Genomic DNA, 12,016 nt, shown 5'->3' with positions numbered 1-12,016 from the left:
GGCAGGCCTATGCAGCGGGCTGGGCAAAACCATTGGCAGTATCCAAGACGGATTTCAGCCGCTCCTGCATATCAGCCCGCGCCTGCATCCAGTTGCGGCTGGACACCGCAACCCGCACCGCGAGGGTCACAGTCGAATCACCCAGGGCATCAACCAGGATTTCCGGCTGGCCGGCAGCTTCGGGTTGCCCGCTTGTAAGGCCCGCCAGCACCGCCTGGCGCACCGCGCCGATATCGGCCGTGCGGGGCACATTGAACTTGAGCTCGAGAACGCGCGACGCTTCGCGGGTATAGTTGATGATCTTGGCGTTGGAGAGCTTGGAATTGGGGGCGAACATGAAGACCCCTTCAGCCGTGCGCATCTGCGTTGCAAACAAGCCCACTTCCACCACGGTGCCGGCAATGCCGTCGGCATCGATCTGATCGCCCACATTGAAGGGGCGCAGCAGCACCAGCAGGATGCCCGCGGCAATATTGGAAAGGGTACCCTGCAAGGCCAGGGCGACCGCGAGGCCGGCAGCACCCAGCACGGCAAGGATGGAAGCGGTCTGCACCCCGAACTGGCCCAGCACGATAATGATTGTCACCAGCAGCACGCCATAACGCACCACTTGCGATAGGAGCGGTACGATGGTGGGGTCGCGGTGTAAGCGCCCGGGCAGGAGCTGCACGACGTAGCGGGACAGGAGCCCCGCCAACATCCAGCCGCCGACCAGCACGACCAGGGCGACCAGCCCCGACCAGACATTGGCGATGATCCAGGTGGAGGAAAGGGCTAGGAAATCGGAATCGAGCATAGAGGTCTCCAAGGCTTGCGCGAGCCAAAGACGATGGTTCGCCGATGGTTGCGCCGGTTGTTCTTCGGGGGATGGACTTGTTAATCTAGCTAATCAAGCCCTTGTGGAAAGTGACAGCGGGCGCTGGACAGTCCCCGATCCCTTTGCTAGAGAGGCGCCAACCTTGGTACCGGGTTTCTCAACCGGGTGCGTAGCTCAGATGGTAGAGCAGCTGACTCTTAATCAGCGGGTCCACGGTTCGAGTCCGTGCGCACCCACCAAGGTTCTTCTTTCCCCGTATTTGTGGTGATCGGCAAGGCAGTCGCCTTGACCCGTCACGGCGTTGGTGCCCCAAAAGGCGTGCCCGGTGTGCGAATCGCTGGGTCGCGGCATGGTGTGCCGTGCGCTGAACCAGCCGAGGAGGAAACGGGCGATGGCAACCAAGGTGCTGTTTGTGGGCGGGACGGGGCAGATTTCGCTCCCCTGCGTGGCAGAAGCGGTGGAGGCGGGGCACGAGGTCACGGTGTTCAACCGCGGCAAGTCCGACGTGGCGCTGCCACCCGGCGTCAGCGTGATCGCCGGCGACATGAAGGATCCAGCCAGCTATCGCCAACTCGGCGAGCAGCAATGGGATGTGGTGTGCCAGTTCATGGTGTTCACGCCCGAGCAGATGGCGCAGGACATCGCGGTGTTTACGGGGCGGGTGGGGCAGTACGTCTTCATCTCCTCGGCGTCCGTTTATGAAAAGCCGGCCCGCCATTACGTGATCACCGAGCAAACCCCGGCGATCAATCCGTTCTGGAAATACAGCCAGGACAAGATTGCCTGCGAAACCATGCTCCAGGCTAGCACCGGTCTGCCCTGGACCATTGTGCGGCCCAGCCATACCGTGCGGACGGGCTTGCCGACCATGATGGGGCCGGCGGATACCACCGTGCAGCGCCTGCTCGATGGTAAGCCGATCATTGTGGCGGGCGATGGCGCGACCCCTTGGACACTGACCCGCTCGGCCGATTTTGCCGTTCCCTTTGTGCGGCTGTTGGCCCATCCGGATGCGCTGGGCGAGATTTTCCATATCACTTCAGATCGCGGCTATAGCTGGGACGCAATCCACACCGCCATTGCTGCGGGCTTGGGCGTTCAGGCGCAGATCGTGCATGTTCCAACCGACACCCTGGTGCGGTTCAACCCGGAATGGGAGGGGCCATTGCGGGGCGACAAGAGCTGGTCGGCGCTGTTCGACAATTCCAAGATCAAGAGCGTCGTTGGGGAGTTCGAGTGCGCCGAAGTGCTCGAAACAGTGCTCGAGGAGCCGCTGGCCCATTTGCGGCGGCGCATGGCCGCCGGATTGACGGTGGACACCGGGTTCGACCAATTGATCGGCCGGATTGCGGCCGCTCAGTCGGCGCTCGGCCAGTAGCAGTCGCATCATGAAAAAGGGCCCCGCTGATCAGCGAGGCCGTTGCGTTGGAGAGAAGATCAGACAGCTAGTTTGAGCCGTCGTTCGGGCGCTGCTTGTCGCCGCCTTCCTTGGTGTCCTCGGTCTTGGCTTCGCCGCCTTGCTGACCGAAATTGGTTCCGCCGAGATGGCCGCCTGCATCCACGTGCTTGAGCTGTTCTTTTTGACGATCGTCCTTGCTCATCGTGTTCTCCATGGTGTTAGGCAAGGTCAACTGCAGAGGGGCGCACTTGTTCCCGGCCGTGCACGGAGGTGAGTCGCTCCAGCCTGGAACAACGCCCGGTAATCCCCCCTATTCACAGGGGCTGCGGCGTTAAGCGCTCCCGTTCACCTTCTTGCGAGGCAAAGCTTGGCGCGGACCCGGAAGCCTGCAATGAAGACCTCTCCCTTGAGGCTTCATTAATGTTCCGCCCCTCCCGCCGGGTTTTGCCATGAGACTGACTTATCGTGCCCGGCAGCGACGCAGGCGGGCGGCAAAAATCATGCTATATCTGGTGCTTGGCATCTTGATCTTCACGCCCAAGTTCGACATCCAGCAGCCCGTGGGCGGGACCACCCAGGTCGCGAGCATCCGCTAGCAGCGCGCTCGATCAGGCCGTATCGCACAGTGACCTCGGTCGCGGCAATGCTGCTGCGCGGCAGGCACATGGATCGGCTGTGCTGGGGCTGCGTTGGCGGGCACAGAGATCAACACGGAGCACTATCATGGTGCCCAAACATCCCCACGCCCGATGCCTGCCGAACCTTGCCGCAGCGATGAACTGCGAAGGTCCCAATCCACCACCGCGCGCCGCCGTGCAGCGCCGGCCGCAGCCGTTTCGGCGCAGTTTGTTGCAGCCCCTGCAACGCGGGTGATTATTGCGATCGTGGGTGAACGCCTTGCGGCCTGGGCCGTTGCTGGTTGGTAGCGCAAAGGAGAATGCGGTGGGCAAGCGTATCGTTTTTACCGGCGGCAGCGGCAAGGCCGGCCGGCATGTGATCGCCTATCTCCTGGGGCGCGGCCATCAAGTGCTCAATGTTGATCTGGCGCCTTTGGCCATGGCAGGGGTCAACACCCTGACAACCGACCTCACGCAGAGCGGGGAGGCATTTAATGCCCTCTCCATGCATTTCGATTTTGCCGGCCTTGAAACCGGCACCGGCCCGGCGCCAGTGGATGCAGTGGTGCATTTTGCCGCCATACCGCGCATCCTGCTGCGACCGGACAACGCTACATTCCAAGCCAATGTCGTCTCGACCTATAATGTGATCGAAGCGGCGGTGAAGCTCGGGATCCGCAAGGTCATCATCGCGTCGAGTGAAACCACCTATGGCGTGTGCTTTGCCGAAGGCGACAAGGACTATCACAGCTTCCCCCTCGACGAGGCTTATGACGTCGATCCGATGGACAGCTATGGCCTGTCCAAGGTGGTCAACGAGAAAACCGCGCGCGCCTTTGCCATGCGCTCGGGTGCTGATATCTATGCGCTGCGCATCGGCAATGTGATCGAGCCGCACGAATACGACAAGTTCCCGGCCTTTCTCGCTGATCCCCTGTCGCGCAAGCGCAATGCGTGGAGCTATATCGATGCGCGCGATCTCGGGCAGATCGTCGATCTTTGCGTGCAAAAGGATGGCCTCGGATTTTCAGTGTTCAACGCCGTCAATAACGAGATCACTGCCGACGAGCCCACCGAGGAGTTCCTGGCCAAATGGGCGCCTAACACGCCGATCCGGCGCCCGCTCGAGGGCTTTGAGGCGCCGCTGTCGAATCGCAAGGCGCGCGAGGTGCTGGGCTTTCGCGAGGAGCACAACTGGCGCCAATATGTCCGCTAGTTCGGGCGAGATTATCCGGCAGAGTTAGCACTGCCATAACCAAGAAAGCCGCAGCAGGGAGCGGATCGCGTAACCGTGATCTAGGCTCCGGCAGAGCGCTTCCCAATCGGGCCCAGACCTGCAATGAAGCGAGTTGCCGCTGGGCTCGCCCTGAATTTTCAAATGGGGAGGGCAGTGCGGCGGTCTGCCTTGTTCAGTTCATTTCCGGTCCCGATGCCCTTATCCACCAACGACACAATCCTTAAGGATGGCGGCGAATGCGGAGCGCTGCTGCGCGCCATAGACTGGACAGTTCATCCACTAGGGGTGCCCAGCGCGTGGCCACCCGAGTTGCGCACCCTTGTCGGGGTGATGCTGGGCTCGGTGCAGCCTATGCTGATCCTCTGGGGGCCCCAACACACCGTCCTTTATAATGATAGCTATGCCGCAATGTGCGGCGACCGCCACCCGGAGGCCCTGGGCCGGCCGTTCCAGCAATTATGGTTCGATATCTGGAACGAGGTGCTGCCCATCATCGACGCTGCATATGCGGGGCGCGGGACCTCGATGGATGACATCGAGTTTACCATGCACCGCAAGGGCTATCCCGAGGAAACCCACTTCGCTTTTTCCTATACCCCGGTGCGCAACAGCGAGGGGCGCATTGTCGGCATCTTTTGCGCCTGCCAGGAAACCACATCCGAAGTGCTGATGCGACGGCGCGAACTGCAGGAACGCGAGCGCTTCCTGCAGGTCTTCGAGCTTACGCTGGGGGCTATAGCCGTGCTCAGCGGGCCTGATCATGTGATCACCGTTGCCAATGCCGATTACCAGATGCTGGTGGGCCGCCGCGACATTGTCGGCAAGCCGGTGAGTGAAGCGCTGCCCGAGGTTGTCAACCAGGGTTTTGTGGAACTGCTCGACGAGGTGTACCGGAGCGGCGTTGCCCATTTGGGCAGGGGAACGCCAGTAAAGCTGCAGCGTAAGCCCGGCGGCGCTATCGAGCAGCGCATCATCGACTTCCTTTATCAGCCGCTGCGCGACCTGCATGGGCAGGTGGACGCGATCTTTGTCCACGCGATCGATGTCACCGAACGCATCGAAGCGGACCAGCAGCAGTCGCTGCTGCGCAGCGAACTTGGCCATCGCATGAAAAACCAGCTGGCGCTGGTGCAGGCAATCGTCAACCAGACGCTGCGCACAGCTCCCGATATCCCGACGGCGGCCAAGTCACTGGGCGATCGCGTCCAGGTGCTGGCCGGCGCCCATGACTTGCTGATCGCCGGGGAAACCGGATCCGCCACCGTCGGGGAGATCGTGCGCAAGCTGGTGCGGCTGCATGACGATGGCGCCCAAAGCCGGTTCCGCCTATCGGGCGAAACCATCGAGGTGGCCTCGCGACCAGCGCTTTCCCTTTCGCTGATCTTGCACGAACTCTCCACCAACGCAGTCAAATACGGCGCCCTTTCAGGCGGCGAAGGCTATGTGAAGGTGGGCTGGGGCCGGCAAGACAGTCCCGAGGGCGAGCGTTTCGTGCTCGACTGGGAGGAAGTTGGCGGTCCCCCGGTGAGTGTTCCGCGAACCGTTGGTTCGGGCTCGCGGTTGATCCGCGCCGGGCTCGCGGGGACCATCGACGGCAAGGTCGCGCTCGAGTTCGCGCCGCAGGGCGTGCGCTGCACGATTTCGGCCGATCTGGAGAGCTTTCAGCTGGAGCGGTAAAGTATTGCCCGCTAGGTTTTGCTGAAATTTCTCAGCCAAATGCTTTCCAGCGGCCATCATCGCGGCTATAGCCCAGCGACCGCCTTTTCTCCCCCACAGGACCACCCTCATGTTCGGCATTGATCCGAGTTTCTTTTCTTCGCTGCTGCAGGTCATCATGATTGACCTGGTGCTGGCCGGCGACAATGCCGTGGTGATCGGCCTGGCAGCAGCCGGCCTGCCATCGGATCTGCGCAAGCGCGCCATTCTGATCGGCATCATCGCGGCCACCATCATGCGCATCTGCTTTGCGCTGATCACGACCCAGTTGCTCTCGCTGGGCGGTGGCTTGCTGATCGCCGGCGGCATCTTGCTGCTTTATGTGTGCTGGAAGATGTATCGCGAACTCAGCCAGCCGGCCCATGAGGAACATGAAGCACTCGAAGCCCTGGGCGACGCCGATCTCAACGCCGATGGTTCGGTTGCGGGGCGCGCGCCCAAGAAGACGCTGCGCCAGGCTGTGCTGCAGATCATCATTGCGGACGTTTCCATGTCGCTCGACAACGTGCTGGCCGTGGCCGGTGCGGCCCAGCACCACACCGAAGCCCTGATCTTCGGCCTGGGTCTTTCCGTCGTGATGATGGGCGTTGCCGCCACCTTCATCGCCGGCCTGTTGACCAAGCATCGCTGGATTGCCTGGGTCGGCCTGGTGATCATCCTCTATGTCGCCGCCAAGATGGTCTATGAAGGCGCCGACGCCCTGCTGGACCACACCCTGCCGCACATTCCGCTGTTCTATGGTGGTCCCGGCTCGCATTAGCCTTTGGTAACCAGTGGCCGAGTTTTGTGGCATTTGCCACGCTCGGCTAGGGTTTTGCTCATCCCGACGCAGTAGCTTTCGGCTTGTCAGTCCGAGCCGAAAGCTGCCCATGCCCGCAATCCTGGATCAAACCGTTCCACGCCTGGACCACCGGGCACCGGCGAAAGCCCAGGCTCCGGCATTGTCCCTCGCTCCCGAACTGGCCTCCGGGGCGCAGTGGGATCGGATCATCGCCGAATTCGATGAAGTCTGCCAGGAACAGCTCCACCTTTTCAGCACCGCGCGCTGGCCCTCGGTGCGGCAGGAGCCCATGGTGTTCCGGCTGAATGGGGAAATCGTCGGCGGTGCCCTGGTGATGATCCAACCCCTGCCGCTGCGGCTGGGCGCGCTGGCGGTTTCAAAATGGGCGCCGATGCTCAAACATGCCGATCACCCCCAGGCGTCAGCCATTCATGCCGGCATGGTCGAGGCGCTGGTGGCTGAATATGCCGATAATCGCGGCATGATGCTCTCCGTGTTGCCGCGCGCGTCGATCGAGCCCGACAACGCCAGCTATGCTCAACTGCGCGCTCGCGGTTTTCAGCAGGGCTCGCAGCTGCTTTATCCCAACCGCTACATCATCGATCTCAGGCTTTCTGATGCCGAGCAGCGCAAGAGCTTTGCGCAGAAATGGCGCTACCACCTCAACAAGTCCGAAAAAGCAGGCTTGAGTTTCGAGCATGCCGAGCCCGGGCGGCTGGGTGAGTTCACCGCGCTTTATGAGGCGATGCTCGACCGCAAGAATTTCCCCGATCATTCCGCCTATGAAACCGTGCCTGCGCTGATGAACACCGAGATCGCTGCGCTGCGGCCCGAGCTGTTCTTCGTGCGCCACGAGGGCGAGGTGATCGCCGGGGCCCTGATCTTCAAGGCGGGCGATCGGGCCGTTTATCTTTACGGCGCCACCGCAGATAACGCGCTGCCGCTGCGCGCGGGCTATTTCATCCACTGGCACATCATCCGCTGGCTGCGCGATAACACCTCGGCACGCTGGTATGATCTGGGCGGCACTGATGGCAATCACGGTCTGCACCAGTTCAAGAAGGGCATGGCTGGCGACCGGGGCGTGATCCGCCCCGTGCCGCCCGTTGCCAACTACGCTTCGCGCCCCTGGCCGTTTCTTGTTGGCAATGGTGCCTTCATGGCCCGCGATACTGCTAACGCGCTGCGCCGCCATGTCGCCGGGCTGTTCAACCCCGCTGCACGGCCCGACCAGGCCCGCGACAGCGGGCAGGGCCGCGCCCCATGAGTTTGGCGCGTCGGCTGGCTTCCCAGTCCACCATCATCTTCGGCGCCCGCCTGTTCGGTGCCGGGCTGATCTTTGTCGTCCAGGCGCTGATCGCCCGCTGGTGGGGGCCGGGCCTGCTTGGCGAATATCTGCTGATCGTGGCCGCGGTGAACCTGATCAGCGTCGCCATGCCTTTCGGCTTCCAGACCGTGGGCGCTTATTTCGCCGCCGAATACCGGGCGCGCGCGCAGCAGCGGCAGCTGCTGATTTTCATGCTCTGGGCCTATGGTCATGTCCTGGGCACGCTGGCGCTGCTGCTGGTGGCTGGTTATCCACTGCTGCAGGCGATCGGGCAGGGCGGCAGTGTGCTGGCGCAGCATCTGGTGCCCGCCGCGCTGCTCGCCTTTGCCACCGCGATGTTTTACGTCAATGGCGCGCTGCTGGTCGGGCTCAAGCACCCGCTGGCCGGCTATGTGGTTGATTCCGTGTTCCGCCCGCTGATTGTCGTAGGCGCCTTCTTGGTGACTGCGAGCCTGGCTCCGCCAGCCGAGGCATTCTCCAACATGCTGTGGGTAATCGGGGTCGGCTGTGCCCTGGTGTCGCTGGTGCACTTCGCCTATGTCGTGCGGGTGTTCCGCTGCGTTCAAAACGAGGCACCGGCTCAGCCGCGTGAGCTCGCCCGGTGGTGGCGCTTCGCCGTGCCCTGGGTGCTGATCGGGCTCGCCACCGACTTCTTTTTCGATATCGACCTGCTGCTGCTCAGCCATCTGCTCGATCGCGAGCAATTGGCCATCTTTGGCGTATGCACACGCATTTTTGCCCTGGCGGCCTTCGGGGTCGGGGCGGTGTATGCCGTGACCCTCCCCGAGATCTTTGAAAGCCAGGCCAATTCTGACCGCAGCGCCTTTCTGCGCAAGGTGGGCGAGGCCAATGTGGTCGCCAGTGGCTTATCGGTCCTGCTCTTCGTGGTCATGGCCGTAGGCGCGCCGTTCGGCCTGCTGCTGTTCGGGCCAGCCTTTACCGCCGGAGCATTGCCGCTTGCCGTGTTGTGCCTGTCCCTCGTGGTGCGCTCGGTCGCGGGGCCGGCATCGCTGGTACTCTCGATCCATGATCGCCCCTATGCCAGCCTGCCTGCGGTAGGGCTGGGCATTGTCATGCTGGTGGCCGGCAATGCCCTGCTGGTGCCCCCATTCGGGCTGATGGGCGCGTCGCTGTCGGCGCTGATCGCCATTACCGCTTGGTCAGCGGGTTTGTGGCTGACGGCTTATAAGCTGGCCGGGCTCGATGTTTCCATTCTGCAATGGTTCCGTGCTAGGCGGGCCGCTACCCTGGCGACTGGCTAGCCGCAGTCGCCTCACCGGGTCAGCGCCAGTCGGGCGGAACGGCGCAGCCGATTGACCATGCCGCCGCTAACTCCACGGTCATAACCGGGGATCACCTTGGTCAGCGGGCGCTCATAAAGCAGGTAGTCTTCGCCAAAGATATGGTTCTCGAGCACCGCGATCTGCTTGAAGCCCATGCGGGTCATGATCGCCGCCGCGGGATCATTGCCGGCCTTGGTATAGGTGGCGATCTTGTGGAAGCGTCCATTGTCCCAATGGTTGATAAAGGCGCGCATGCCCTGGACCCCAAGCGTGCTGCGCCGCTTGTCGGGGAACACATAGGACCAATAGAGCCAGAGCGTGCCCAGTTCGGGACCGGAGATCATGAAACCAGCGGGTTCGCCCTTGAGGATGAACATCATCACGTGGTGCGGATCGGCATCGATCAGCGAGGCGAGATAGGGCTTGGTCAGCCGGGCCGATTCGTAGGCCTTGAACTCGCTCGAGTAAAAGGGCGAGGTCACGATAGCTTCCTGCAGTCGGGCATGGACCAGCCCGATATCGGCGTAACTGGCGGCGCGGAACAGCGGTGCCTTGGGGGCGGCTGTGCTCACGGCACTCGCTGGCGTCAGTGCAATGTCGCTCATATGGTTCACCCGGCTTGACCCCCGCACAGTACCACCAGTTCATCCTGGGTCTAAGTGCGCTCGTTTGCTGGGGTTAATGGAGCACAGCCTTGCCCATGCGCAGCCCCGGCGGTACAACAGCGCAAGGCAAAAAAGGGGAGAACCAGTGTGAGCCAAGAGCTCGTATTCCAGCCAGATGCAGCCGCAACCGCTCATACCCATGCGACCAAGGAGCAGTATGAGCAGATGTATGCCCGCTCCGTCAGCGACCCCGATGGATTCTGGGCCGACGAGGCCGGGCGCATCTCCTGGATCAAGGCCCCCACCAAGATCAAGAACACGAGCTTTGCTTACCCCGATGTCTCGATCAAATGGTTCGAAGACGGGGTGCTGAACCTTGCCGCCAACTGCATCGACCGGCATCTGGAAGAACGTGGCGATCAGGTCGCGATCATCTGGGAGCCCGATGATCCCAACACCGAAGCCGAACACATCACCTATCGCAAGCTGCACGAAAAGGTTTGCCGCTGCGCCAATGTGCTGCTTTCGCTCGGGGTTAAGAAGGGCGACCGCGTCACCATCTACCTGCCCATGATTCCGCAGGCCGCCTATGCCATGCTGGCCTGCGCGCGCATCGGGGCCGTCCATTCGGTCGTGTTCGGCGGCTTTTCGCCCGACGCCCTGGCCGGCCGCATCAACGATTGCGACAGCCGCATCGTCATCACCGCCGATGAAGGCCGCCGCGGCGGCAAGACAGTGCCGCTCAAGGCCAATGTCGACAAGGCCCTGGCGGACGCGCCGGGCGTCGACAAGGTGCTGGTGGTGCACAACACCGGCGCGGCCGTCACCATGAAGGGCAGCCGCGATATCTGGTGGCACGAGGCGGCTGCCGGCGTTGAGCCCTTCCACGATCCCGTGCCGATGGGCGCCGAGGATCCGCTGTTTATCCTTTATACCTCCGGCTCCACCGGCAAGCCCAAGGGTGTGCTCCACACCACGGGCGGTTATGCCGTCTGGGCTTCGATCACGCATCAATACGCCTTCGACTACCAGCCGGGCGAGGTGTACTGGTGCACCGCCGATATCGGTTGGGTCACCGGCCACAGCTATCTCGTCTATGGCCCGCTCGCCAATGGCGCGACCACGGTGATGTTCGAGGGTATTCCGAGCTATCCCAATCCCGCCCGCTTCTGGGAGGTGATCGACAAGCACAAGGTCAACATCTTCTATACCGCTCCCACCGCCATCCGCGCGCTGATGGGCGCGGGCGTGGAATGGGTTGATAAGGCCGATCTGTCCTCGCTGCGCCTCATCGGTTCGGTGGGCGAGCCCATCAATCCCGAAGCCTGGCTCTGGTACCACAAGCATGTGGGCCGCGAGCGCTGCGCGGTGATCGACACCTGGTGGCAGACCGAAACCGGGGGCATCATGATCACCCCGCTCCCCGGCGCAGTCGCCGCCAAGCCGGGTTCGGCCACCCTGCCGTTCTTTGGCGTGCAGCCCGTGGTGCTCTCGCCAGAGGGTCGCGTGCAGGATGAAACCAAGGGGCAGGGCGTGCTGGCCATCAAGGACAGCTGGCCCGGCCAGGCCCGTACCATTCACGGCGATCACAGCCGGTTCGTCTCGACCTATTTCGAGACCTATAAGGGCTACTACTTCACCGGCGATGGCTGTCGGCGCGACGAGGACGGCTATTACTGGATCACCGGCCGGGTCGACGATGTGCTCAACATATCCGGCCATCGCCTCGGGACGGCCGAGATCGAAAGCGCGCTGGTTGCCCATCCCAAGGTTTCCGAAGCCGCTGTTGTGGGATACCCGCATGATCTCAAGGGGCAGGGCATCTATTGCTATGTGACCCTGATGGAAGGGGAAACCAGCGACGACGCGCTGCGCACCGAACTTCGCAGCTGGGTGCGCAAGGAAATCGGCCCGATCGCAACGCCTGACCTCATCCAGTGGGCCCCCGGCCTGCCCAAGACACGTTCGGGCAAGATCATGCGGCGCATCCTGCGCAAGGTCGCCGAGAACGACTTCGCCTCGCTGGGCGACACCTCGACCCTGGCCGATCCCGCCGTGGTCGATGACCTCATCGCCAACCGGCAAAACCGGCCCGCGAGCTAGTCCGTAGGGGCGGAGGGCCAGCTCTCCGCCCGCTCCCACCTTTATCTGCAACGGACCCTTTGACGCAGTTTCCGCCGGCGCCGCCGCTATTTGGGCGCCGCGGCCTGTCGTTGTGCCTTTGGCCATCGTTT

At 62.7% G+C, this 12,016-nt stretch carries 11 protein-coding genes and 1 tRNA gene; 9 read left to right on the top strand and 3 right to left on the bottom strand.

Annotated elements, in window-relative coordinates; all coding sequences use genetic code 11:
* Nucleotides 1–7 precede the first annotated feature (7 nt).
* Nucleotides 8–796, bottom strand: a complete 789-nt coding sequence (locus HRU92_RS08020; protein WP_172123618.1) for a mechanosensitive ion channel domain-containing protein — start codon at nucleotides 794–796, stop codon at nucleotides 8–10.
* A 184-nt stretch (nucleotides 797–980) separates the two neighbouring features.
* On the opposite strand from HRU92_RS08020, the gene HRU92_RS08015 reads away from it, so the two are divergent.
* A tRNA-Lys gene (locus HRU92_RS08015) sits at nucleotides 981–1,056 on the top strand.
* A 152-nt stretch (nucleotides 1,057–1,208) separates the two neighbouring features.
* Complete coding sequence (locus HRU92_RS08010; protein ID WP_172123617.1) at nucleotides 1,209–2,195, top strand: SDR family oxidoreductase; 987 nt, start codon at nucleotides 1,209–1,211, stop codon at nucleotides 2,193–2,195.
* A gap of 67 nt (nucleotides 2,196–2,262) precedes the next feature.
* Here HRU92_RS08010 and HRU92_RS08005 read toward each other — a convergent pair whose 3' ends face one another.
* Nucleotides 2,263–2,418 carry a hypothetical protein gene (locus HRU92_RS08005; RefSeq protein ID WP_173087960.1) on the bottom strand — a complete coding sequence of 52 codons (156 nt, stop codon included), beginning with the start codon at nucleotides 2,416–2,418 and terminating at the stop codon, nucleotides 2,263–2,265.
* A 247-nt stretch (nucleotides 2,419–2,665) separates the two neighbouring features.
* Between HRU92_RS08005 and HRU92_RS08000 the strand changes: the two genes are divergently transcribed.
* The 6 genes from HRU92_RS08000 (at nucleotide 2,666) to HRU92_RS07975 (ending at nucleotide 9,156) form a co-directional block, all read left to right on the top strand.
* Complete coding sequence (locus HRU92_RS08000; RefSeq protein ID WP_172123616.1) at nucleotides 2,666–2,812, top strand: hypothetical protein; 147 nt, start codon at nucleotides 2,666–2,668, stop codon at nucleotides 2,810–2,812.
* 346 nt (nucleotides 2,813–3,158) lie between these two features.
* Nucleotides 3,159–4,049: an NAD(P)-dependent oxidoreductase gene (locus tag HRU92_RS07995; protein ID WP_172123615.1), complete on the top strand. Its 891-nt coding sequence runs from the start codon at nucleotides 3,159–3,161 to the stop codon at nucleotides 4,047–4,049.
* A 213-nt stretch (nucleotides 4,050–4,262) separates the two neighbouring features.
* Nucleotides 4,263–5,747, top strand: coding sequence for an HWE histidine kinase domain-containing protein (locus tag HRU92_RS07990; protein ID WP_172123614.1), 1,485 nt, complete (start codon nucleotides 4,263–4,265; stop codon nucleotides 5,745–5,747).
* Between the two features lie 109 nt (nucleotides 5,748–5,856).
* Nucleotides 5,857–6,546 (top strand): YjbE family putative metal transport protein, encoded by a 690-nt coding sequence (locus tag HRU92_RS07985; protein ID WP_127753502.1) that lies wholly within the window; start codon nucleotides 5,857–5,859, stop codon nucleotides 6,544–6,546.
* A 109-nt stretch (nucleotides 6,547–6,655) separates the two neighbouring features.
* The gene (locus HRU92_RS07980) at nucleotides 6,656–7,834 is read left to right on the top strand and encodes a GNAT family N-acetyltransferase (RefSeq protein WP_173088003.1); all 1,179 of its coding nucleotides are present in this window, start codon (nucleotides 6,656–6,658) and stop codon (nucleotides 7,832–7,834) included.
* Nucleotides 7,831–9,156 carry a polysaccharide biosynthesis C-terminal domain-containing protein gene (locus HRU92_RS07975; RefSeq protein ID WP_172123612.1) on the top strand — a complete coding sequence of 442 codons (1,326 nt, stop codon included), beginning with the start codon at nucleotides 7,831–7,833 and terminating at the stop codon, nucleotides 9,154–9,156. Before HRU92_RS07980 ends, HRU92_RS07975 begins: the two co-directional genes overlap by 4 nt.
* An 11-nt stretch (nucleotides 9,157–9,167) precedes the next feature.
* Here the strand turns inward: HRU92_RS07975 and HRU92_RS07970 are convergent, their stop codons facing one another.
* Nucleotides 9,168–9,782, bottom strand: a complete 615-nt coding sequence (locus HRU92_RS07970) for a GNAT family protein (RefSeq protein ID WP_172123611.1) — start codon at nucleotides 9,780–9,782, stop codon at nucleotides 9,168–9,170.
* A 147-nt stretch (nucleotides 9,783–9,929) separates the two neighbouring features.
* Here HRU92_RS07970 and acs point away from each other — a divergent pair, with 147 nt between their 5' ends.
* Complete coding sequence (gene acs, locus HRU92_RS07965; protein WP_172123610.1) at nucleotides 9,930–11,885, top strand: acetate--CoA ligase; 1,956 nt, start codon at nucleotides 9,930–9,932, stop codon at nucleotides 11,883–11,885.
* Nucleotides 11,886–12,016 lie beyond the last annotated feature (131 nt).

The sequence above is a fragment of the Devosia sp. 1635 genome, from assembly GCF_013185955.1.
Lineage (GTDB): Bacteria > Pseudomonadota > Alphaproteobacteria > Rhizobiales > Devosiaceae > Devosia.
This window is presented reverse-complemented; position numbering and strand designations above follow the sequence as displayed.

What these genes read in the sequence shown, in the direction of transcription:
- HRU92_RS08020 (WP_172123618.1), bottom strand. Translation starts at nt 796, where the DNA reads ATGCTCGATTCCGATTTCCTAGCCCTTTCCTCCACCTGGATCATCGCC.
- HRU92_RS08010 (WP_172123617.1), top strand. Translation starts at nt 1,209, where the DNA reads ATGGCAACCAAGGTGCTGTTTGTGGGCGGGACGGGGCAGATTTCGCTC.
- HRU92_RS08005 (WP_173087960.1), bottom strand. Translation starts at nt 2,418, where the DNA reads ATGAGCAAGGACGATCGTCAAAAAGAACAGCTCAAGCACGTGGATGCA.
- HRU92_RS08000 (WP_172123616.1), top strand. Translation starts at nt 2,666, where the DNA reads ATGAGACTGACTTATCGTGCCCGGCAGCGACGCAGGCGGGCGGCAAAA.
- HRU92_RS07990 (WP_172123614.1), top strand. Translation starts at nt 4,263, where the DNA reads ATGCCCTTATCCACCAACGACACAATCCTTAAGGATGGCGGCGAATGC.
- HRU92_RS07985 (WP_127753502.1), top strand. Translation starts at nt 5,857, where the DNA reads ATGTTCGGCATTGATCCGAGTTTCTTTTCTTCGCTGCTGCAGGTCATC.
- HRU92_RS07980 (WP_173088003.1), top strand. Translation starts at nt 6,656, where the DNA reads ATGCCCGCAATCCTGGATCAAACCGTTCCACGCCTGGACCACCGGGCA.
- HRU92_RS07975 (WP_172123612.1), top strand. Translation starts at nt 7,831, where the DNA reads ATGAGTTTGGCGCGTCGGCTGGCTTCCCAGTCCACCATCATCTTCGGC.
- HRU92_RS07970 (WP_172123611.1), bottom strand. Translation starts at nt 9,782, where the DNA reads ATGAGCGACATTGCACTGACGCCAGCGAGTGCCGTGAGCACAGCCGCC.